This is a genomic window from Ensifer sp. ENS11 (genome assembly GCF_014851895.1).
Taxonomy (GTDB): Bacteria; Pseudomonadota; Alphaproteobacteria; order Rhizobiales; family Rhizobiaceae; genus Ensifer; species Ensifer canadensis.
The window spans coordinates 31,060-52,596 of record NZ_JACVAN010000010.1 but is presented as its reverse complement, the minus strand read 5'-3'; the positions used below and the strand labels follow the sequence as shown (position 1 = coordinate 52,596).

General features: G+C 60.4%; 17 protein-coding genes. 10 read left to right on the top strand and 7 right to left on the bottom strand.

Annotation, left to right across the window (positions count from 1 at the left end):
* Positions 1 to 11 precede the first annotated feature (11 nt).
* The 3 genes from IB264_RS19605 to IB264_RS19595 all read right to left on the bottom strand — a co-directional run bounded on the left by IB264_RS19605 (position 12) and on the right by IB264_RS19595 (position 4,285).
* Positions 12 to 1,922, bottom strand: coding sequence for an NAD(P)/FAD-dependent oxidoreductase (locus IB264_RS19605; protein WP_210335642.1), 1,911 nt, complete (start codon positions 1,920 to 1,922; stop codon positions 12 to 14).
* Between the two features lie 502 nt (positions 1,923 to 2,424).
* A complete protein-coding gene (uxuA, locus tag IB264_RS19600) occupies positions 2,425 to 3,603 on the bottom strand; it encodes a mannonate dehydratase (RefSeq protein WP_025429835.1) in 1,179 nt (392 codons plus the stop codon).
* 184 nt (positions 3,604 to 3,787) lie between these two features.
* A complete protein-coding gene (locus tag IB264_RS19595; protein WP_025429834.1) occupies positions 3,788 to 4,285 on the bottom strand; it encodes a MarR family winged helix-turn-helix transcriptional regulator in 498 nt (165 codons plus the stop codon).
* A gap of 333 nt (positions 4,286 to 4,618) precedes the next feature.
* Here IB264_RS19595 and IB264_RS19590 point away from each other — a divergent pair, with 333 nt between their 5' ends.
* Positions 4,619 to 5,680 carry an aldo/keto reductase gene (locus IB264_RS19590; protein WP_025429833.1) on the top strand — a complete coding sequence of 354 codons (1,062 nt, stop codon included), beginning with the start codon at positions 4,619 to 4,621 and terminating at the stop codon, positions 5,678 to 5,680.
* A gap of 175 nt (positions 5,681 to 5,855) precedes the next feature.
* On the opposite strand, the gene IB264_RS19585 is transcribed toward IB264_RS19590, so the two are convergent.
* Together IB264_RS19585 and IB264_RS19580 are read right to left on the bottom strand one after the other, a co-directional pair.
* The gene (locus tag IB264_RS19585) at positions 5,856 to 6,332 is read right to left on the bottom strand and encodes a MarR family winged helix-turn-helix transcriptional regulator (protein ID WP_025429832.1); all 477 of its coding nucleotides are present in this window, start codon (positions 6,330 to 6,332) and stop codon (positions 5,856 to 5,858) included.
* A 494-nt stretch (positions 6,333 to 6,826) separates the two neighbouring features.
* On the bottom strand, positions 6,827 to 7,687 hold the full coding sequence (locus tag IB264_RS19580; protein WP_057224541.1) for an NAD(P)-dependent oxidoreductase: 861 nt from the start codon (positions 7,685 to 7,687) through the stop codon (positions 6,827 to 6,829).
* A gap of 97 nt (positions 7,688 to 7,784) precedes the next feature.
* On the opposite strand from IB264_RS19580, the gene IB264_RS19575 reads away from it, so the two are divergent.
* Positions 7,785 to 8,696 (top strand): LysR family transcriptional regulator, encoded by a 912-nt coding sequence (locus IB264_RS19575; RefSeq protein ID WP_192433957.1) that lies wholly within the window; start codon positions 7,785 to 7,787, stop codon positions 8,694 to 8,696.
* Positions 8,697 to 8,813: 117 nt separating this feature from the next.
* Here the strand turns inward: IB264_RS19575 and IB264_RS19570 are convergent, their stop codons facing one another.
* Entirely contained in the window at positions 8,814 to 9,464 is a 651-nt protein-coding gene (locus tag IB264_RS19570) for a GntR family transcriptional regulator (protein WP_057224546.1), read from the bottom strand.
* Between the two features lie 168 nt (positions 9,465 to 9,632).
* On the opposite strand from IB264_RS19570, the gene IB264_RS19565 reads away from it, so the two are divergent.
* The 3 genes from IB264_RS19565 (at position 9,633) to IB264_RS19555 (ending at position 14,029) form a co-directional block, all read left to right on the top strand.
* On the top strand, positions 9,633 to 11,027 hold the full coding sequence (locus tag IB264_RS19565; RefSeq protein WP_192433955.1) for a malonyl-CoA decarboxylase: 1,395 nt from the start codon (positions 9,633 to 9,635) through the stop codon (positions 11,025 to 11,027).
* Positions 11,028 to 11,051: 24 nt separating this feature from the next.
* A complete protein-coding gene (locus tag IB264_RS19560; protein ID WP_192433953.1) occupies positions 11,052 to 12,569 on the top strand; it encodes a malonyl-CoA synthase in 1,518 nt (505 codons plus the stop codon).
* Between the two features lie 110 nt (positions 12,570 to 12,679).
* Positions 12,680 to 14,029, top strand: a complete 1,350-nt coding sequence (locus IB264_RS19555; protein ID WP_192433951.1) for an SLC13 family permease — start codon at positions 12,680 to 12,682, stop codon at positions 14,027 to 14,029.
* A 325-nt stretch (positions 14,030 to 14,354) separates the two neighbouring features.
* Here IB264_RS19555 and IB264_RS35400 read toward each other — a convergent pair whose 3' ends face one another.
* Positions 14,355 to 15,341 (bottom strand): helix-turn-helix domain-containing protein, encoded by a 987-nt coding sequence (locus IB264_RS35400; RefSeq protein ID WP_192433949.1) that lies wholly within the window; start codon positions 15,339 to 15,341, stop codon positions 14,355 to 14,357.
* A 90-nt stretch (positions 15,342 to 15,431) separates the two neighbouring features.
* On the opposite strand from IB264_RS35400, the gene IB264_RS19545 reads away from it, so the two are divergent.
* Genes IB264_RS19545 through IB264_RS19525 form a run of 5 tightly spaced genes read left to right on the top strand, consistent with a single transcriptional unit; the run spans position 15,432 to position 21,527 of the window.
* Positions 15,432 to 16,664 (top strand): ABC transporter substrate-binding protein, encoded by a 1,233-nt coding sequence (locus IB264_RS19545; RefSeq protein ID WP_192433947.1) that lies wholly within the window; start codon positions 15,432 to 15,434, stop codon positions 16,662 to 16,664.
* 55 nt (positions 16,665 to 16,719) lie between these two features.
* Positions 16,720 to 17,628: a carbohydrate ABC transporter permease gene (locus IB264_RS19540; protein WP_246811788.1), complete on the top strand. Its 909-nt coding sequence runs from the start codon at positions 16,720 to 16,722 to the stop codon at positions 17,626 to 17,628.
* Entirely contained in the window at positions 17,628 to 18,476 is an 849-nt protein-coding gene (locus IB264_RS19535) for a carbohydrate ABC transporter permease (protein ID WP_192433945.1), read from the top strand. The genes IB264_RS19540 and IB264_RS19535 overlap by 1 nt, the downstream gene beginning before the upstream one ends.
* Positions 18,477 to 18,480: 4 nt before the next feature.
* A complete protein-coding gene (locus IB264_RS19530; protein WP_192433943.1) occupies positions 18,481 to 19,575 on the top strand; it encodes an ABC transporter ATP-binding protein in 1,095 nt (364 codons plus the stop codon).
* On the top strand, positions 19,518 to 21,527 hold the full coding sequence (locus tag IB264_RS19525) for a beta-galactosidase (protein WP_309141659.1): 2,010 nt from the start codon (positions 19,518 to 19,520) through the stop codon (positions 21,525 to 21,527). The genes IB264_RS19530 and IB264_RS19525 overlap by 58 nt, the downstream gene beginning before the upstream one ends.
* The last annotated feature ends 10 nt before the right edge of the window (positions 21,528 to 21,537 follow it).

The following is a 21,537-nucleotide window of genomic DNA, read 5'->3' as shown; positions in this document are numbered from 1 at the left end:
TATTCTCCTGCTTAATTCAGAGCGCGGTGAGGCATGCCGAAATCGCGCAGCATGACATTGGCTGTGATGGTACCCATGGCCGTGATTCCGCCGCCGGGATGGCAACTGGGGCCGGTCATGTAGAGTTTGGGAATTGGTGACTTGTACTGCGAATAGCCGGGCAGCGGCCGGAAGTAGCCCATCTGCGAAAGCAGCCGTTCGCCACCGGTGGTATTGCCGGAAACGAAAGCCGGGTTGGCCTCCTCGAGGCTGACGCCGGTTTCGTAGTAAGTGCCGAGAATGTTGTCTTTGGTCATGTTGGTGGTGTAGCGGCGCATCACCGGCAAAAGCACCGTATCGACATACTCCTCGATATAGTCCGCCCAGCTCACGCCATTGGCCAATCGGCTTGGAACGAAGGTATCGAGGATCAGCGTATGGTGACCTTTCGGTGCCCGCGACGGATCGAGTTTGGTCCAGCCGGCAGACCAGAGGAAGGGATTGGTAGGCGCCTTGCCCATCATGATCTCGGCATATTGCACGTCGATATCGTGCAGCGTGCCGAAGATGCGATGGAAGGCGCAGGCATTCATCTCCGGCCCGTTCTTGTAGTTGGGCAGTTCCTTAAGGGCGAAATGCGCGCGCGCGATCGAAACCGAGCCGTAGGAGAAGTTTTTGCAGGCCTGGATGAAGTCGGGGCTGAGGTGCCGTTCTTCAGTGCAATCGATGAACGAGACTTTGAGCCCAAGGCCGGTAACGACGCCTTTGGCTGCCAGGATCTGCTGGCCCGACTTGAGCCGGACGCCTGCACATGCACCATCGTCGCCGACGATGAACTTGTCGACCGGCGCTTCGGTCATCACCTTGCCCCCGTGAGCCTCGATGTAGCGCGCCAAAGCGGTCGGCAGCATCATGGAGCCCCCCAGCGGAATGGCTGCGCCATAGGTGTGGATGCCGGGGATCAGGATATAGAAGGACTGGCCGGTCGCCTCGGTATCGGGAAAGATCTGCGGCGCCAACGCCCAGCCTAGGATGAAGGCGCGAACGGTATCGTTCTCGAAATTCTGCATCACGAACTGCCGCGATGAAAGATTGAATTCCTTGAGTTTAAGCAGGCCCTCGTAACTGGTCTGCAGGGCAGCTGTCATGGCCGCCGGCTTGCCCGGCGGCGAAAACATGGCCTTGATGAAGCCCTCCTTTATACCACCCCATTGGTCGTAAATTTCGCGGTAGCGCTGCGCATCCTTCTGGGAATAGCGGGCGATGCTCTCGCAGGTCTTGGCGACGTCCTTGTAGACGACGATGCCCGGTCCATCGGTATTGGGATGACCGGTAATGTGGTTCTGCTCCCAGATATATTCCAGGCCGAACCGCTTGAGTTCCGGCAGCAACTCCTGGAAATCCGGGTTGGCATGAATCCAGACATGCGACGAGCCGAAAAGATCGTGCTTGAAGCCGGGGGCAGTCACTTCACGCGTGACGCAGCCGCCGCCAATCCATGAATTGCGCTCCACGACACAGACCGAAAGACCGCTGCGCGCCAGCAGCGCGCCACAGGCCAGACTGTTATGGCCGCCGCCAGCAATCACAACATCGAAGCGCTGAGTGTCCAAAACATCCTCCTTGATTGGCCTGTCCATATTGCACCACATCGCATTTTGGTCAAGCCACAAAATATGAAAAGGAGACAAATATTGCATCGATGAAATTGAGGGGTTCGGGAAAGCTGGAAATTCCTGCCATTTTTTGGCACTTTCCGCATCAATTGGCCACCGTTCACCCACCTGGACACGGTCCAGGTGTTGCCGGCGGCAGGGAATACACAAGAACCCTTGCCGGATCGGGCCGGGCAGAATTTTGGTCAGGCCAATATTCGAGGCCCTACTGAGAACAATCGTCTCTTCACCTCGCCCACGAGAAACAACATGAGCGAGCCGCGACATCTCTGAGGCGATGGGTTTTCAGTACCGGCACCTGATGATTGGGTTTACTCTGAAGCTTTGCTGTCTATTCGCCCATGCTTCGCAGACGAACGCGCGAAGGATGGGATCTCATGAGGGCCTTAAGGCGGCCAGCAGAGTTGCGGACGACGATGAAATCATCGAAGCGCTGACGTCGATTGAGGCAGGGTCAGTATTTGACACAAGCTTCCATGATTGCACGCACGTCTGTTCGATCCGGCCGCTGCCGGTTCGATCAAAAAATATCGTGACGTCTTAGGCGTCGTTGAAGCGTTTGGTGATCCGGATTTCGACGTCCGGCGCTGCGGCATACCGCTTGGGCAACGGTTGCCGCGAAAGCGCACCGGAACTGTGCGGACAGCTTGCCGCCTACTCCGGCAACTCGACATACGCGAACGTCAGTGCCTGACCCTCGCTACGAAGCTATAGAGCCGACCTGCGGCCTGGTCTACGGATTGCCTCTGCGGTGATGGCGCTGAAAACCCTAATCGCGACAGAACGCGTCGATGGCGCGCTCGACACCGCGCAACTCGGCCAACCCCCGCAATCGCCCGACATAGGAATAGCCAGGATTGGTCGCGCGTGCCCGATCGACATCAAAAAGATGTCCGTGATCGGGACGCATCGGAATGGACCAGTCAGTTCGGCCGGCAGATCGGCGCCGCCGTTCCTCCTGACGGATCAGCCGGATCAGTCGCGCCATATCCACTCGCCCATCGAGATGGGCAGACTCCTCGAATGAGCCGTCCGCGTCGACAGTTACGTTGCGCAGATGAAGGAAATGCACACGATCAGCGACCGCAGCGAACAGAGCCAGAACGTCATTGCGCAGCGCAGATCCCAGGGATCCTGCGCAGAAAGTGATGCCGTTCTCGACGAGATCGGAGGATGCCAACACCCATTTGAGATCATCGAGGCCGGAAACGACGCGCGGCAGGCCGAACAGGGGGAATGGCGGATCATCCGGATGAATGCAGAGCCTGACACTGAGGGCACGGGCCTCCGGCACCACTGCTTGCAGGAAACGGCGCAGGTTCTGCCGCATATCGTCGGCCGAGATTCCCGCATAGGAGTCGAGAAGAGCACGGAATGACGCCAGATCATGGTGTAGTTCGCTTCCAGGCAAACCGGCAATAATGGTCCGCTCGATGCGCTGCGCATCTTCGGCAGAAAGGTTGGCCGCAATCTCATCCGCCTTTTCGAGCACCGCATCGGAATAGGCGTGCCGAGCGCGGCGCTTCAAAATATGCAGGTCGAAGGCGGCAAATTCGGCCATCTCGAACCGAAGCGCCGCAGCTCCAGTCCCCGTGGGATGGAAGAGGTTGGTGCGCGTCCAATCGACCACGGGCATAAAGTTATAGCATACGGTATGTATTCCGTTCTCAGATACCGCCTGCATCGATTGCACGAAGGCTTCGACAAAACGATCCGCACCCGGAGCCCCACGCTTGATGTCTTCATGCACCGGAATGCTCTCGACCACCGACCAAGTCAGGCCGCTTTCAGCAATCATGTTGCGACGTTCGCGGACTGCCTCGCTGGTCCAGGGCGTGCCAATGGGAAAATGATGGAGGGCCGACACAATGCCCGTCGCTCCTGCCTGCCGGATATCGGCGAGCATAATGCTGTCCTTCGGGCCAAACCAGCGCCATGTCTGCTGCATGCTTCCCCCCAAACCAGCCGCAACCAATCAAGCGCAGCACATTTCCTCTCGGGACGAGCCATCTGCAACGTCCCCGTGAACGATATAGTCTTTTTCATATATCATCGCATCCCCAGAGGTCCAGATAAAATTCTCCTGCATATTTCGACGCAGGTTTTCCAAGGTGCCGAATAGCCGGCCTCCGCTAGTCGGCGTCCGCGGGCTTGGCAGAGAATCGGCAATGCAGGCGATGCAGCAGCGCCTTCAGGAGTGCGCCTTCGCCAGGCAACAGGTAATCGAAAATTTGCGCTTCGTGGCGCTGGGCAGCGGTCACCAGGTGGGTCGCTAAATCGCGCCCTTTCGGGGTCAGGAAGACGCGGACGCGCCGGCCATCGTCAACGTCGGAACCCCGCCGCACCAGGCCGCGCAAGTTCATTTGGTCGATGATCTTGGTCAAGCGCGATTGCTCCATCAGCGCCAACTCGGCTAAGCGCGTCACCATCAGACCCTCCTCGTCGTAGAGGCAGGCCAGAACGCGCCATTCTGGATGCCGCAGATTGTGGTGGCGCACGATCGCCTTGAACTCGGCGCTCGCGGCATCACTGGTCGCCGCCAGCAGATAAAGCAGGTAATTGGGGACGAAAGCGCCAGGCGCAGGAAGACCGTTGGCGTCATCCTCAGCTTGAGTTTCTCCGCTCCGCATTTCACGTTTCCTCTGATTTTCCGGTCCAGTATGGCATAGCCGCCAACGCCCTCAAAGAACACCCAACGCCGCTTCCATGCGGGCGGCCATGCCCACCCTTCGCAACCCACTTGACAATCGCTTATATGAAATATCATATTATTTTCGACCTATCGAGATCCAGTCCGACTGTGGCGCATGATCGAAGATGCAACGCAGCTTCCTTGGTTTCTGCCGATCCTGCCCGCAGGCACGGTAGCGGCCAGACGCTCCATATCGGTACCCGCATCGGCTTCATTCGGATCCGACCACGCGCGCTGGAACGCCGGCAAACTGGCCGCAAAGGAGTGAGAAATGGAATATCGCAATCTTGGCCACACTGGCCTCAAGGTATCGGTGCTGACTATGGGGTCTGTCACCTTTGGTGGCTCCGAACGGGTGGGCAACACCGATCAGGACCAAGCGAACCGACAGATCGACCTCTGTCTCGACCGTGGCGTGAACCTGATCGACACCGCCAATGTCTACAATGCCGGGATTTCCGAAGAGATGATCGGGATCGCCTTGGCCGAGAGCGGGCGCCGCCAGCGCATGTTGGTCGGCACCAAAGTTCGCTTCCGCATGCACGACGGCCCCAATGGCGAGGGGCTGTCGCGGCGCCACATCATCGAACAGGCCGAGGCAAGCCTGAAGCGGCTCAAGACCGATGTCATCGACCTTTACCAGGTGCATGAATGGGACGGATCGACGCCGATAGAGGAAACCGTGGAGGCGCTCGATGCACTCGTGCGCAGCGGCAAGGTGCGCTATCTCGGCTGCTCGAACTATTCGGGATGGCATATTTCCAAGGCATTGGCCGCCGCCGACCGCCACAACCGCCATCGCTTCGTTTGCCAGCAGATTCACTACACGCTCAACGCGCGCGAATCGGAATTGGAGCTGATCCCAATCAGCCAGGATCAGGGGCTGGGTGTTCTGGTCTGGTCGCCGCTCGCCGGCGGGCTCCTTTCCGGAAAATATCGACGCACTGGCGGGCCGGACACCGGCCGGCATGTCGGCGGCTATCGGGAGCCGGTGATCAACGACTGGGACAAGCTCTATAACATCGTCGATGTCTTGGTCGCCATTGCTGAAGCGCGCAATGTCCCGGCGTCCCAGATCGTCCTGGCTTGGCTATTGGCAAGGCCCGGCGTGACCTCGGCCATTATCGGTGGGCGCAGCCAAGAGCAACTGGCGCAGAACCTGGACTCGATCGACATCCGGTTGACCTTGGACGAGACGGAGCGCCTCGATGCCGTCAGCTTGCCGGCACTTCCCTACCCCTATTGGCATCAGGCGCTCAGCGTGCCCGACAGGCTTGGAGACATCGATCTGGCGCTGCTTGCGCCCTATATCCGCAAATCGGCACAATCCTGACGTATCCGTTGTGATCGAACGCCTTGCTCCTGCTGCTTGCCATGTCGAACGAACCTTTCCTGTGGCCATGGAGCCTGCAGTCGACCGCGGAACGCGAAGACCAATGTCTTCGGCAACGGCCCCATATCCCGTTGCCGAAGTCGGAAGGACCTGCCCCTGCGTGGCCGGCAGAACCTTATGGAGACAGATTGCCGTAGATTTTCCGGCAGATTTCGTTGAGGGCCTTCAACTCGTCATCACTGATGTTCATGAATGCCTGCTGCGCGATAACACTGCCCTTGGCCTTCGCGAGCAGAAGCATTTGGCGGCCGTTGTCTGTCAAGGAAACTTCGGTAGAACGGCCATCGGCCGCAGCTTCTCTGGTCGTCACAAGGTCCTCGTTGACCATGCGCTGAATAATTTTCGCCATCGTCGGCATTCGCATAACCGCATCGCCAGCAATCTTTGTGATCGTCGCGAACTTGTTGACAGCCAAGATGTTCAGCACGCGCCAGCGCGAGACGTCCATGCCCACGGGCTTCAAGGCCGCATCCATCTTCATATGATAAAGTGAGATCACCCGAGTGAGGTGGAAGAATGGCCATTCCTCAATGTCATACTCAGGCTTGGACGGATCTATCTTTAGCCGAAAATCCTCATTGTCCTCGCTCATCTCGAAAATAAACCCCGCTCAATTCATTGCAGTCGCGACTGCGATACAATGGACAAAGTTCCCGTGCAACGGCGCAATCTGTTCGATAGGTTGCCCGTGACGAGTGATCTCAAGTGGCGCCACTTTTGATGCGCATTTGATGGGCGAAGGCCCTGTTGAAGGCAAGCCTCCGATCTGTCCTCGAGCCGCCGGGCGGCCTGTCCCGTGGAAAGTCTCGTGGGCAGCAACAGCTCCTGCACGTGCGTCGAACTCATATGCTCTTGCTAAGCACTGCTACCGCGATAGCATTCGATGACCTGAAAGCACTCCAGTTGATGCAGGATCCTAAGAAACAGCGACCTGTTTAACATTCAAAGTGACAGTGAAAATCATCATGGGGCTGCTTCCTGTTAAATCGAGGCCTTCACTTTTCGGATTGGGCGCCGGAAATGGATGCGCACTTCGAGTCATATGGAATTCACGACATTGCCGGCGCCATGACAGTTGAGCGCAACCTACAAGAAGAGCTGAACGACACCAGTCAAGTTCAAATGCTGCAGGCCTTTTGCCTGGGCATTTCGGAATACGTTGTGGGCGGCGGCTATCGTCGGTGCCGCCGCCGGCGAGCCTGCAGCAGCCAGTACATAGCCGAAATCCTTTTCGGCAAGTTCAACGGGAAACTGGGTTGCGAAGTTGCCCGCCAGCATGGAATCGATCGATCTTGCGGCCACCGGACTCCAGACCGGGGTGGCAGCCACGACTTTCATCGTCTGTTCGACGTCAACTCCAGATCGCTTCAACATGCCCACAAGTTCTGCCAAAGCCGTAACTTGCACGCCTAACAGCGTATTGACGCAGAGCTTCGCAAGCGCGCCGCTGCCAATCGGTCCGACAAGGTGGATCGCCGATCCCAGGCATTTGAGCACGGGCTCTGCCCGGGCCCAGTCGGCTGTCGTACCACCAACGAGATAGATCAACTGGCCAGCTTCGACCTGAGGGCGAGTTCCTGCAACCGGTGCTTCCACAAGCCTTACGCCCCGTTCCTGCGCCGCATGCCCAAGTTGGTGGATCCAGTCGAGAGAGAGCGTCGAACTTTCGATTGCAACGGCTTGCGGTTCGAGACCGGCAAGGGCGCCATCTATAGGGTCGAGCCATACCCTGCGCGAAGCTTCGTCGTCACGCAGCATCGCGATGACGAAGGCCGCTCCTGCCGCCGCCGCCCTCGGGCTGGCTGCCAAAGTCGCGCCAGACGCAACGAGGTCTGCGGCGGCACCCGGCGTGCGGTTCCATACCTGGAGCCGATAGCCCGCCTTCAACAGCCTCGCTGCCATCCTTCCGCCCATCGCCCCAAGACCAAGCACTGCGACCACATCCATGTAATTTCTCCCTTGTCTGTGTCGCAAGGGGGTATACTAATGCGCTTGGCGCATATCAAATGATCGCTTGCACAACTCTTTTGCGAAATTCACAATAATGGACACGAGCACTCTATCGCTTTTCGTTGAGGCTGCGAGACGGCGAAGCTTCTCGGCTGTAGCGCGCATACGTAACGTGGAGCCTTCGTCGATATCGCGCGCCATTGCGGCTCTCGAAGCCGAGATCGGTGTTCGGCTGTTCCAGCGCACGACGCGCAGTCTTGAGCTCACTGAAGGTGGCAAGCTATATCTCGAGCGCATCGAGCCGCTGCTGGGCGAGATCGAGTCCGCGCGTACCGCCGCCATCGACCTTACGCGCCGACCCACCGGGCGGCTCAGGGTTGCCTGCCCCCTGGCCTTTAGTGTCTTACTGTTGGCGCCGCTGCTTGGCACATTCCAGCGCGCCTTTCCGGCGATTACATTGGACATCGTGTCCAGCGACAGCGAACTCGATCTTGTTGCGGAGCGCATCGACATCGCCATTCGTCTCGGCCCCCGGCAGGAAGTTGGCTACGTCGGGACTAGGTTATTTCCTACGCGCTATCGTGTTGTGGCCAGCCCGATTTATCTAAAGAATACAAAGCCGCCCGAGGTGCCTGTGGAACTCAGCAAGCATCCTTGCCTGGTCTTTGATCTACCAGGCTATCGCGATCAATGGTTGTTTCGCACTCCAGCAGGCGAAATAGAACGCATTGCCGTGTCGGGCGCGATCGTTTTCAGCAATGCGCTCGCGTTACATTCGGCGGCCGTGGCCGGGGCCGGACCCGCTCTCGTGGCAGACTGGAAGATCCGCGACGAACTTGCCGGTGGCCGTTTGGTGGATCTATTCCCGTATCACGACGTCGCCACCAGTGACTTTGATACCGCGGCCTGGCTGCTTTATCCAAGCCGCGCACAGCTGCCCGCTAAAGCACGTGTCTTCATCGACTTCCTGCGCGGGCACCTGACCGACCAACATGTGATAAGCTAACAAGTAAGCTTCACAAATGTCCCGACTAAAAATATCCTGCAAGTCTGGGGCCGTCCACGCAAGCTTGCGAAGAGATGTTCAGCCGATGCACCGGGGAGACCTCGACCGAAGATCGAATTAACGCTCCGCGAGTGTCGCCACCAAGTCGCTGAACCGCTCGCCCTGGATGCTGACATGCTGGCGAAGCAACTGGCGGGCCTGCTCCGCGTCGCCGGCGAGGATCGCATCGACGACCGCATTGTGCTCGGCAAAGGATGTTGCCATGCGGTTGCGCACGCGCAATTGCAGCCGCCTGTAGGGCTGCAGGCGGCGATGCAGGGCAATGCACTGCTCGGACAGGAAGCCGCTATGGCTCGCGGCGTAGATCGTTTTGTGAAACCGCTCATTGTCATAGTAGTAGGCGTCGGTGTCGCCGGCTGAGGCCGAGCGCTCGCAATCGCCGTGGGCGGCAAGTATGGCGACGCGATCCTCCTGGGTATGCCGCCGTGCTGCGAGCGACCCAGCCATCCCCTCCAGCTCCGCCATCACCTCGAACATCTCGAATATGCGGTGCGGCCCCGGATCGATCACCACCGCGCCGCGCCGCGGGCGTATCTCAACCAGCCCGATGGCGTTCAGCTGCATCAGGGCCTCACGCACGGGCGTTCGCGACACGCCGAAGCGGGTCGCCAATTGCACTTCGTCAAGCCGTGTTCCCGGGGCGAAACTGTTGGAAATGATCGCATTTTCAATTTCGTCGCGAAGCCTCTGAACGACGTTTTCCGACATGAGCTGCCATCCTCTAATGCAATTTTTATATTCTTGTATACAAGATGTTGCTCTTTGCGCACAAGAATGGTAAACCACGATACCACACTGGGTTATCCGTACGCAAACAACCGCGCTTCAAGCACCGGAACGCGTTTTACTTCGACGATTTTGCCAAGAGGGCCGACAATGGCAGGCACATCCTTCTTCAGCGACATGATGCAAAGCATCTCCGACCGCGGCCGGCGCCTGTTGACCGTGGCAACGCGCAATGGCGCGGCGCCGGTGGCGGTCGAAACCCCCGTCGACGCCTTGTGTGATATGCTGCTGTCGAGCCGCGGCGAGGCTTCGGGCATGGCCCTGGCGGTGGAAATCCTGCAGCGCTGGGCCGCGATGGAGCCGGCCGAGCAGACGGCCTTCATGCGCCTGCTGCATGAGCGCTTCGATGCGAATGCCACCGAATTGGAAAGGGCCGTCGAACGATACCGGGCAAACAGAAATGCCGACACCGCCATGGCGCTCCACCAGGCTGCCGAACCGCGGCGCCAAGAGCTGATCCGCCGACTGAACCTCGCCCCGAAGGGCACGGCGAAGCTCGTCGCGATGCGCGAGCGTCTGTTGGAGATGAAGGGCGAAGCCGAAGAATTCCGCTCGGTCGATGCGGATTTTGCGCATCTCTTTTCCTCCTGGTTCAATAGGGGTTTCCTCACGCTCCGGCCGATCGACTGGTCGACGCCGGCCGACATCCTGGAAAAAATCATCCAATACGAAGCGGTGCACGAGATCGCCGGCTGGGAGGAACTGCGCCGGCGCCTCGCGCCGGAGGACCGTCGGTGTTTCGCCTTCTTCCATCCGCGCCTTGCGGACGAACCGCTCATCTTCGTCGAAGTGGCGCTCGCCAAGTCAATCCCCTCCACCATTGCCGACGTACTGCAGGAGGACCGCCTGCAAATCCGGGCTAAGGACGCGACGACGGCGATCTTCTACTCCATCTCCAACTGCCAGAACGGCTTGCGCGGCATCTCTTTCGGCAACTTCCTGATCAAGCAGGTCGTCGAGGATCTGCGGCGCGACCTGCCCGGCCTCAAAACCTTTGTCACGTTATCGCCGGTACCGGGCTTTGCCGGATGGCTGGCAAAACTCCGCAAAGACGGCGACCCGGAGCTAACCGCGCAGACGCTCACCACCCTTGGCCATCTGGATGAGCCGGGCTGGGCCGACGATCCGCAGCTTGCCCGAACCGCAGAAGCGGTGCTGCTGCCGCTCGCCGCGCGCTATTTCCTGAAGGAGCGCAACGGCAGCGGGCGTCCGGTCGACCCCGTCGCCCGCTTCCACCTGGGGAACGGCGCGCGCCTGGAGCAATTGAACTTTCTGGCCGATCAATCACCCAAGGCGATGCGCCAATCGCACGGCCTGATGGTCAACTATCTCTACCAGCTCGACGATATCGAGGCCAATCACGAGGCGCTGGCACAGCACGGCGAAGTCGCCGCATCGAGCAAGGTGAAGAGCCTTATTGCCGGACTGAAGACGGAGCAATCCGCGCCCACCGGATGGCGTCTTGGTGAAAAGCAGAGAACCTGAACTGGAAGCAACCGGGAGGAACCGATGAGCAACCATCTCTTTGACGCTATTCGTGCATCGGCCAAGACGGGCGAAGCGGTCTTCATCGAAACGACCGACGGCCGGCGTTGGACCTATGGGGATGCGCTGAGCCTTTCCGGCCAGATCGCCAATGCCATCGATACGCTGGGCGTTCGCCCCGGCGATCGCGTCGCCGTTCAACTCGACAAGAGCCCGCTGGCCCTGATGCTCTATCTCGCCTGTGTTCGGTGTGGCGCGGTCTACCTGCCGCTGAACACCGCCTATACGCTGGCCGAGCTCGAATATTTCATCGGCGATGCAGAACCGCGGCTCGTCGTAGTCTCGCCGAAATCGAAGTCAGATGTCTCGATGGTCGCGCAGCGGTACGGCGCGATCGTCGAGACCCTGGATGTCAACGGCTCGGGTTCGCTGATGGAACTGGCAAACGATGAGGGCGTCGACTTCATCGACGCGACGCGCGCGCCCGACGACTTGGCCGCCATCCTCTATACGTCGGGCACGACCGGCCGGTCGAAAGGCGCGATGCTGACGCACGACAATCTTTTGTCGAATGCCAGGGCCCTGCAGCAGACCTGGCAGGTGACAGCAGCAGACCGGTTGATCCATGCGCTGCCGATCTTCCACACGCACGGGCTTTTCGTCGCCACCAACGTCACGCTGATTTCCGGCGCATCGATGTTCCTTCTGGCGAAGTTCGATCCGGACGAGATCCTTTCGCTGATGCCGAAATCGACCCTAATGATGGGCGTACCGACCTTCTACGTCCGCCTGCTGCAACAGGACGGGCTGAAGCGGGATGCGGTCGCCGGCATCCGCCTGTTCATCTCGGGTTCGGCGCCGCTGCTGGCCGAAACGCATGCCGCGTTCCGCCAGCGCACCGGCCAGGCCATTCTCGAACGCTATGGCATGACCGAAACGAACATGAACACGTCGAACCCCTATGACGGCGAGCGGCGCGCCGGCACGGTCGGCTTGCCCTTGCCGGGCGTCTCGGTGCGCGTCACCGACCCGGCAAACGGCCATACACTCGGCACAGGGCAAACCGGCATGATCGAAATCAAGGGCCCGAACGTGTTCAAGGGCTATTGGCGCATGCCGGAAAAGACCGCCGCAGAATTTACCGCGGACGGATACTTCATCAGTGGCGACCTCGGCAAGATCGATGACGAGGGCTATGTCCATATCGTTGGCCGCAGCAAGGACCTGGTGATTTCCGGCGGCTACAACATCTATCCGAAAGAGGTCGAGAGCGAGATCGACCTGCTCGAGGGCGTCGTCGAAAGCGCCGTCATCGGCGTGCCGCATCCCGATTTCGGCGAGGGCGTCACGGCGCTCGTCGTCTCCCGGCCGGGCGCGACACTGACGGAAGGGGACGTCCTGCGGGCCCTTCAGGACCGGCTGGCGAAGTACAAGCAGCCGAAGCGCGTGATCTTCGTCGAGGATTTGCCACGCAACACCATGGGCAAGGTGCAGAAGAACCTGCTGCGCGACCAGTACGGCGGTCTCTACACCAGCGCCTAGCAGGCACGACGGACCTGTGTCGGCTTGGGAGTGAGACCGGCGCGGGTGTTCAAGCAAAAGAGTCGAACGTGGGAACGGGCACCTTGCGGTGTTTCCCGAGGGAGGAAATTATGAACATCCAGATCTTGTCGATCGCACTGCTGGCCGGCATGTTCATTATCGCGACCCTGCAGCCGATCAATATGGGCGCGCTGGCTTTCGCATGCGCCTTCTTGATCGGCTCACTCGTCATGAGCATGAAAGCCGCCGACATTTTCGCCGGCTTTCCGAGCGACCTTTTCCTGACGCTGGTCGGTATCACCTATCTCTTCGCGATCGCACAGATCAATGGCACGATCGACTGGCTCGTCCAGGGGGCGGTGAAGCTGGTCCGCGGGCATGTCGCCTGGATTCCCTGGGTGATGTTCCTCGTCGCGGCCATCATCACCGGCTTCGGCGCGCTCGGGCCGGCCGCAGTGGCGATCCTGGCTCCGGTAGCACTCGGCTTTGCCTTTCAGTACCGCCTCAGTCCGGTGATGATGGGGCTCATGGTCATCCACGGCGCGCAGGCCGGCGGCTTTTCACCTATCAGCGTCTACGGCGGCATCACCAACCAGATCGTCGACAAGGCCGGGCTGCCCTTCGCGCCGACATCGCTGTTCCTGTCTAGCTTCCTCTTCAACCTGGCCATCGCGATGCTCGTCTTCATCGTGTTCGGCGGCGCAAAAGTGTTGCGTATCCAGAAGGCAGCAACCGGCCCCCTGCCCGACCTTCATCCGGAAGGCGTGGCGCAGGCCATCGTCGGCCATGGAGGCACCGCGGCCGCTCCGATCAGCCATCGTGTCTTCGAGGAGCCGCAGAAGAACGCGTCGCTGCTTTCCAGCCTTACGCTTGAACGGATGATGACGGTGATCGGCTTGACCGCGCTGGCCATCGGCGCCCTGGTGTTCAAGTTCAATGTCGGCTTGGTTGCCGTCACCGTCGCGGTCGCGCTGGCCCTCCTGTCGCCCAAGACGCAGAAGGCAGCGATCGACAAGGTCAGTTGGTCGACGGTGCTCCTCATCGCCGGCATCATCACCTATGTCAGCGTCATGGAGAAGATCGGCACGATCCACTATGTCGCGGACGGGATTTCCAGTCTCGGAATGCCACTTCTGGTGGCCCTGCTCCTATGCTTCACCGGCGCGATCGTCTCGGCCTTCGCTTCGTCCACAGCCCTGCTCGGAGCCATCATTCCGCTGGCTGTGCCCTTCCTACTGCAGGGCCATATCAGCGCCATTGGCGTGGTGGCCGCCATCGCCATATCTACGACCATCGTCGATACCAGCCCATTCTCGACCAACGGCGCACTGGTCGTCGCCAATGCGCAGGAGTCCGATCGGGAGGGCGTCCTGAGAACTCTGCTGGTTTATAGCGCCCTCATCGCCATCATCGGCCCAATCGTCGCCTGGCTCGTCTTCGTCGTACCGGGCTTAGTGTGAAGCTCTCGCAAGTTTGCCGTAGGATCTCGCGGGTAGCGCGGGATCGAGCACTCCTGCCGCCCGCAGGCCGCTATTCGGCACGAGCAGCAGGTTGGGCTCGGCAAACCATGCGCCCGGCCATTCACCGAGGTGTAAAGCCCGCCCCATTCGACCGAAAGGCTCGGCACTGTATCGAACTGCAAGTTCCCGCCTGATTCAGGCCGCCAGATAGCCGCGCTGTACCCCGCCGTCGTTTCGCCGACGAAGTCTCCCGCGGCAGACGCTGTCTGCCGATCTGCCATCAAGAACCGCCCGAGCGCCGCCGAGGCCTTCCTCAAATTCGGCGTTAGGCAGGGACGACCATTTGGTCACAGGCAGGAACCGCCGTGCGAACCTGTAAACGGAATGCCACCGGGCTTGCGTTGAAACGCTTGGTGAAGGCGGCATAAAAGCTGGAGAGTGAACCGAAGCCGGAGTTGAACGCCACGTCCGAAATGGCGCGATCGGTCGATAGCAGCAGGGCCTGCGCCGTGTCGAGCCGGTGCCTGAGAATGGCTTTCTTGATGCTGATACCGACGCTGCGCTTGAACACCGCCATTGCGTAATTGGGATGATAGCCGACCGACTTTGCAACCTGCACGGCGGTGATTTCGGTGTGGCCATTCTCGTAGATGAAGCGGGTCATCCGCTCGACGGCCTGAAGCCGCTCGTGGCCCGCCAGTTTTTGCGGGTCATTGCGCATCGCCGGAGTGGTCAAGAGCGTCCATCCATCACTGACGACGCGACGGACTCGGGCCGACACTTCCTCTTCCAAAATCTTCTCGCGGGCGCGATCGAGCGTCAGGATATCGGCGCGCCACTGCAAAAGCTGTTCCTGCTCGTAGGCCAGCAGCTTGTCGACGCGGATCAGTTTGCCCGCGAACAGCGCCTCCCGCAGCGCGCAGGAGCGCGAAAAATTGAGAAATAGAGCCATCGGCGCGTGAACCACCACAAATTGGGATCCCTCGGTGCAACCCGTGACCTGATGGGGGAGCATTCCCCAGAAAAGGACCAGCTCACCGGCGTTGATGACAAAACGCTGGTTGTCGAACCAGACCTCCATCGAGCCCTTCAGCAGCAGGTTGAGCTCCACCTGGCTGTGCATGTGTGGCCCCAGCATGGGGCGAACCGCCAGCGTCGGCGCGGCGCAAAAGCCGTGATTGTTGATCACCGGCGTCATGGGCGTGCCGCCGCTGCCCTCGGCGTAAAAGCAATCTTCGCGGTATACGGTTTTGGAGAGCATCGTGATCTTACATTCCTGGAAATGAATTCCGATTTTCGGGAAGATGATCACGACTTTTCCCCCTACCGTCAATGCGTCGGCAATCTGCCGTCGCGGCCGCTCTTCCCACATGGGGTAAGGCCGCACTTGAGGGAGGAATGCATGGACACATTCAAAAAACTGGCAGGTCTTGCAGCAGTGCTGCTCATGTCCGCTTCGACGTTGATGGCCGGGGACCTCGTCATCAACGCCGACAAATCGGGCGTAGCGCCCAAGCAGGCCATCGAAACGCTCATCGCGGGGTTTAAGGCTAAAAACCCCGACGTCAACGTCATCCTCAACAATTTCGACAGCGAAGGCTACAAGTCCGCCATTCGCAATTTCCTGACAGCCAATCCGCCCGACGTGGTCGCCTGGATGGCCGGCAATCGCATGGCCCCGTTCGTGGAAGCGGGCCTGTTCGAGGACGTTACCGCGCTCTGGAATAAAGAAGGCCTCAATACCACGCTCAAGTCTGCCGCTTCGGCGATGACGATCGATGGCAAGAAATGGGGCGTGCCCTTCACCTACTACCAGTGGGGCATCTACTATCGCAAAGACATCTTCGTAAAGCACGGCATTGCTGTTCCGACAACCTGGGCTGAGCTGATCGCCGCCAGCCAGACCCTCAAGACCGCCGGAGTTACACCTTTTGCCATCGGTACCAAGGCGCTGTGGCCGGCGGCAGGGTGGCTCGATTATCTCGACCTGCGCATTAATGGCTACCAGTTCCACATGGACCTCACGGCGGGCAAGGTGCCCTATACCGATCCGCGGGTTCGCGCCGTGTTCCAAAAGTGGGGCGAGCTCGCCAAGATGGGTGCGTTCCTCGACAACCACGCCGCGCTGGATTGGCAAGACGCCTATCCCCAGATGGTGCAGGGCAATGCCGCCATGTACCTGATGGGCAACTTCCTCGTCGCTCCGCTCAAGGAAGCGGGCCTGACAAACGATACTCTGGGCTTCTTCCAGTTCCCCGAAATCGTTGCGGGCATCCCGCGCGCCGAAGACGCGCCGACCGATTCCTACCACATCCCCGCCGGCGCCAAGAACAAGCCTGACGCGCTGCGTTTCCTCGCCTATGTCGCCTCCCCCGAGGCCCAGACGGCGATGAACGAAATCCTGCAGCAATTGCCGGTCAGCAATGTGGCCAAGGCCGCTGACGATCCATTCCTGCAGGCGGGCTTCCAGATGCTGTCGACCGCCGATGGCCTGGCCCAGTTCTACGATCGGGATGCGCCCGCCGAAATGGCCAAGGCCGGCATGGAGGCTTTCCAGGAATTCATGGTCAAGCCCGATGACGTGGACCGGATCCTGGAGCGCCTCGAGCGCGTCCGGCTCAAAGTCTACAAATAGCGCGACTGCGGGGCCCTTCGCGGGGACCCCATTTTTCTCAACAAGGTCCATATCAATGCAAGCAAGGCATCAGGTCGTGCCGAATTCCTGGGTGCGGGCGCGACGCGCGTTGACGCCCTGGCTATTCCTTCTGCCGGCCCTCATCATGTTCGCGGTCTATGTCGTTGTCCCTATCGGACAGTCGATCGTGATCGGGTTTTATGAATGGGACGGGTTTACGGCCCCCATCTGGATCGGCCTCGACAATTACACCGAATTATTTTCCGACGAGGTGTTCTATGTCTCGCTCAAGAACAACCTGCTCTGGCTGACGCTCTATCTGCTGGCGGTTCCTGTAGGCTTGGCGCTGGCGATATTTCTCAATCAGACCGTCACCGGAATTCGCCTCTACAAGTCGCTGTTCTTTTTGCCCTTCATCATTTCCCAGGTTGTCGTCGGCCTGATTTTTTCGTGGTTCTACGCGCCCGGCTTCGGCCCGGTCGCCGGGGCGATCAAGGCGCTGACCGGCGTCGAGATCGCCATCCTGGCCGACGAGCGCTTTGCCACGCTCGGCATCATTGCCGCCGGGCTTTGGCCGCAAACGGCCTATTGCATGATCCTGTTTCTCAGCGGCCTCAACAACATCAATCCCGAACAGGTCGAGGCGGCGCGCATCGACAATGCCAAGGGCCTCAAGATGCTCTGGCACATCATCCTGCCGCAGCTTCGTCCGGCCACGTTCATGGCGCTGGTGGTGACCATTATCGGCTCGCTGCGATCCTTCGACCTGGTGTCGATCATGACCAGCGGCGGCCCCTACGGATCGACCCGGGTTCTCTCGTTCTTCATGTATGAGCAGGCACTGTCTGAATATGGCTACCGCATGGGTTACGGCGCGGCCATCTCGGTCATCCTCTTCGCCATCATGATGATCTTCATCTCAATCATCATCTATCGGATGCTGATGCAGGAGCGCGCCGGCTGATGTTTCCAAAATCCATTGCGGACATGTCGCCCCGCGCGCGGCTTGTCTATACCCTCTCCATCCCCATCGTACTGTGCATCTGGTTGCTGCCGCTGATTGGCGTCGCCATGACCTCGGTGCGCCCGGCGAGCGATCTCGCGGCCGGAAACTACTTCGGCGCGCCGTCCGACTTCGCCTTCGAAAACTACGTGGCGGTGTTCACCGGCAGCCCGATGGCTCGCTACATGCTCAACTCGCTGATGATCACCGTGCCGACGGTGATCGGGGCGCTGGTGCTGTCGTCGATGGCGGGCTTTGCCCTGGCGGTCTACAAATTCCGGCTCAACATCGTGCTGTTCATCACATTCGTGGCGGGCAATTTCGTTCCGTTCCAGATCCTAATGGTGCCGGTCCGGCAATGGACGCTGCAAACCGGCCTCTATGACAGCATCGGCGGCCTGATCCTGTTCCACATCGCCTTCCAGACCGGCTTTTGCACTCTGTTCATGCGCAATTTCATCAAGGCGCTGCCCACCGCGCTGATCGAGAGCGCGCGGGTGGAAGGGGTCAGCGAATGGCGGATTTTCATCTTCATCATCGTGCCGCTGGTGAGGCCCGCAATCGCCGCGCTGTCGGTCCTGGTCTTCACCTTCGTCTGGAATGACTATTTCTGGGCAACGGTGCTGGTGCAGAGCAACCACGTCATGCCGGTAACGGCCGGGCTCTATGCCCTCAAGGGACAATGGGTGGCCGCCTGGCAACTCGTGGCCGCGGGCTCGATCGTCGCGGCGATCCCGCCGGCAGTGATGTTCATCCTGATGCAAAAGCACTTTGTCGCGGGCCTGACGCTCGGCGCTACCAAGGGATAATGAATTGGCAGAAGTAAATCTAAAGGCGCTACGCAAGTCGTTCGGGTCGGTGGAGATCATCAAGGGCGTCGACCTCAAGATCGCAGATGGCGAGTTCTGTGTGTTTGTCGGGCCCTCCGGCTGCGGAAAATCGACCCTGTTGCGCATGATTGCCGGGCTGGAAAGCACCTCCGGCGGCGCCGTGTCGATCGGCGAACGCGACGTGACGGCGCTCGAGCCGTCGGAGCGGCGCGTCTCCATGGTGTTTCAGTCCTACGCGCTCTACCCGCATATGACGGTGGCCGAAAATATCGGCTTCGGCCTCAAGATGACCGGCCACAAGAGGGCGGCAATCGCCGAACAGACGGCGAAAGCCGCCAGGTTGCTGCAACTGGAGCCACTCCTGCAGCGCAAGCCGGCGCAATTGTCGGGCGGTCAACGGCAACGTGTCGCCATCGGGCGGGCCATTGTGCGTGAACCCGATGTGTTCCTGTTCGACGAACCGCTGTCGAACCTGGACGCTTCGCTGCGGGTGCAGATGCGCGTGGAGATCGCCAATCTGCACCAGAGCCTTGGCGCCACCATGATCTATGTCACCCATGATCAGGTCGAAGCCCTGACCATGGCCGACAAGATCGTCGTGTTGCGGGCCGGCGAGATCGAGCAGATCGGCAGCCCGCTCGATCTCTACCATAAGCCGGCCAATACCTTTGTCGCCGGCTTTATTGGCTCGCCCAGCATGAACCTGATCGAGGTCGAGGCGGCGTGCCAGGATGGCGCAATCGTCCTGACGCTCCCCGGAGGCCACGAGGCGAGGATCGATGCCGGACAGTTCACCGGGGCCGACAAGGGCAAGCTGACGCTCGGGTTGCGTCCCGAAAATATCAGCCTGCAGACCGGCGATATCAAACTCCTCGGCACCATTCGCCTCGTCGAACGGCTCGGATCGGAAACCATGTTCCACGTTACCCTCGCGGGGGGAGAGAGCGTCGTCGTCAAGGGCGGCGGCCACGATCCGGGGCGGGCCGGGGAAACCACCACCATCTACATGTCCCTCAACCAATGCCACCTCTTCGACGCGGACGGCGTCGCCTTGCGCCATCCGGAGCGTCTGTCATGAAACTTGGTGTTTGCTACTATCCCGAGCATTGGCCCGAAGCGCGCTGGGCGGTCGACGCCCGCATGATGCGCGAGGCCGGGATCAAGCTGGTGCGCATCGGCGAGTTCGCCTGGTCGCGGCTGGAGCCCGAAGCAGGGCGCTACGAATTCGACTGGCTCAAGCGGGCCATCGACACGCTGGCCACCGAGGGGCTTCAGGTCATTATCGGCACACCGACGACGACGCCGCCGAAATGGCTGGTGGATCAGATACCGGACATGCTGCCGGTCGATGCCGAAGGCCGGGTGCGCGGCTTTGGCTCGCGCCGGCACTATTGCTTCAGCCATCTGGGATTTCGCGAGGAGTGCCGCCGGATCGTCACGGCGCTCGCCGAGCGCTTCGGGAGCCATGCGGCCGTGGTCGCCTGGCAGATCGACAACGAATATGCCAACCACAATACCGGCCTGAGCTATTCGCCCGCCGCCAAAGCGGGGTTCCGGAAATGGTTGGCGCAGAAATACGGCACCATCGACGCGCTTAATGCCGCGTGGGGCACGGTATTCTGGTCGATGGAGTATAGCGTATTCGATGCGATCGAGTTGCCCAACCTGACCGTTGCGGAAGCCGCGCCGATCCATCGGCTGGATTTCCATCGCTACTCCTCGGATCAAGTCGTGGCGTTCAACGCGCTCCAGGTCGAAATCATCCGCGCCCACTCGCCGGGGCGCGATGTCCTTCACAACTTCATGGGCAAGCCGACGCTGTTCGACCATTGGCGCCTGTCGCAGGATCTCGACGTCGCGTCGTGGGACAGCTACCCCCTCGGGTTCCTCGATCTCGACGATTGCAGCGACGAGCACAAGATGCGTTACCTGCGCGTCGGCGATCCCGACTTCCAGGCCTTCTTTCACGATCTTTATCGCGGTTGCGGGCGCGGTCGCTGGTGGGTCATGGAACAGCAACCCGGGCCGGTAAACTGGGCCCCGCACAATCCGGCCCCCGCTCCGGGAGCAGTGCGCCTATGGACCTGGGAAGCGTTCGCAGCGGGTGCAGAAGTCGTCAGCTATTTCCGCTGGCGGCAGGCCCCCTTCGCGCAGGAGCAGATGCACGAGGCCCTGTGCCTGCCCGATGGCACGCCCAATGAAGCCATCGACGTCGCCACGCAAGTCGCCGAGGAAATCGGGACACAATCGGGCGTCGGCGCGCAGCGCGCCGATGTGGCCATTGTCTTTGACTACGAAAGCGACTGGGCCTGGCAGATCCAGCCACAGGGGCGCGAGTTCAACTATCGAAAGCTCGTGCTGACCTTCTACCGCGCCCTGCGGCGTCACGGGATCACCGTCGATATCGTGCCGGCAAAACCTGAAGCAGTCGAAGGCTATCGCCTGCTATTGGTGCCGGGGCTGTTCACCATCGACGACAAGCTCATGGCCGCTTTCGGCCAAAATGGTCAGGTGCCCCTGCTCGGCCCACGAACCGGCTCGCGCACAACGAGCTTTTCAATTCCCGAAACCCTGCCACCCGGCACCGCGGCACAGTCGCGCCTGCCCATTCGGGTTACGCGCGTCGAAACCCTGCCCCCGCAGGCAAAGATCGGCATCGCGGGCAATGCTGACCACGCGCTGGAGGTTTGGCGCGAGATCGTTTCCACGTCCGGAGAGGTCTCCGTGATCGATCAAACCGTTGATGGGCAGATCGCCCTCTGTTCACGCGATGGCGTCCATTACTTGTCCGGACAGCCGAACCAGGCCTATGCGGACCGGGTTGTGGCCAATCTCCTGGAGCAGGCTGGAATACTCGCCCAAAAGCTGCACCGCGACATTCGGGTGCGCGACAATGGACCCGATCGCTACATCTTCAATCACGGCCCGGAGCCGGTCGACGTCTCAGCCCTCGTTGCCGGGCGGACGGCGCTTCTTGGCGGGCCCATGCTGCCCCCATGCGGCGTCGGGCGCTTTCGGCTGACTGCATAATTCCCTTGTT

Excerpts from the sequence above, each read along its gene's own strand:
- IB264_RS19585 (WP_025429832.1), bottom strand. The coding sequence starts at position 6,332 with ATGAGCGAGGACAATGAGGATTTTCGGCTAAAGATAGATCCGTCCAAG.
- IB264_RS19540 (WP_246811788.1), top strand. The coding sequence starts at position 16,720 with ATGCAAGCAAGGCATCAGGTCGTGCCGAATTCCTGGGTGCGGGCGCGA.
- IB264_RS19545 (WP_192433947.1), top strand. The coding sequence starts at position 15,432 with ATGGACACATTCAAAAAACTGGCAGGTCTTGCAGCAGTGCTGCTCATG.
- IB264_RS19525 (WP_309141659.1), top strand. The coding sequence starts at position 19,518 with ATGCCACCTCTTCGACGCGGACGGCGTCGCCTTGCGCCATCCGGAGCG.
- IB264_RS19605 (WP_210335642.1), bottom strand. The coding sequence starts at position 1,922 with ATGTCGCGGCTCGCTCATGTTGTTTCTCGTGGGCGAGGTGAAGAGACG.
- IB264_RS19580 (WP_057224541.1), bottom strand. The coding sequence starts at position 7,687 with ATGGATGTGGTCGCAGTGCTTGGTCTTGGGGCGATGGGCGGAAGGATG.
- IB264_RS19575 (WP_192433957.1), top strand. The coding sequence starts at position 7,785 with ATGGACACGAGCACTCTATCGCTTTTCGTTGAGGCTGCGAGACGGCGA.
- uxuA (WP_025429835.1), bottom strand. The coding sequence starts at position 3,603 with ATGCAGCAGACATGGCGCTGGTTTGGCCCGAAGGACAGCATTATGCTC.
- IB264_RS19560 (WP_192433953.1), top strand. The coding sequence starts at position 11,052 with ATGAGCAACCATCTCTTTGACGCTATTCGTGCATCGGCCAAGACGGGC.
- IB264_RS19570 (WP_057224546.1), bottom strand. The coding sequence starts at position 9,464 with ATGTCGGAAAACGTCGTTCAGAGGCTTCGCGACGAAATTGAAAATGCG.
- IB264_RS19555 (WP_192433951.1), top strand. The coding sequence starts at position 12,680 with ATGAACATCCAGATCTTGTCGATCGCACTGCTGGCCGGCATGTTCATT.
- IB264_RS19535 (WP_192433945.1), top strand. The coding sequence starts at position 17,628 with ATGTTTCCAAAATCCATTGCGGACATGTCGCCCCGCGCGCGGCTTGTC.
- IB264_RS19590 (WP_025429833.1), top strand. The coding sequence starts at position 4,619 with ATGGAATATCGCAATCTTGGCCACACTGGCCTCAAGGTATCGGTGCTG.
- IB264_RS19565 (WP_192433955.1), top strand. The coding sequence starts at position 9,633 with ATGGCAGGCACATCCTTCTTCAGCGACATGATGCAAAGCATCTCCGAC.
- IB264_RS19595 (WP_025429834.1), bottom strand. The coding sequence starts at position 4,285 with ATGCGGAGCGGAGAAACTCAAGCTGAGGATGACGCCAACGGTCTTCCT.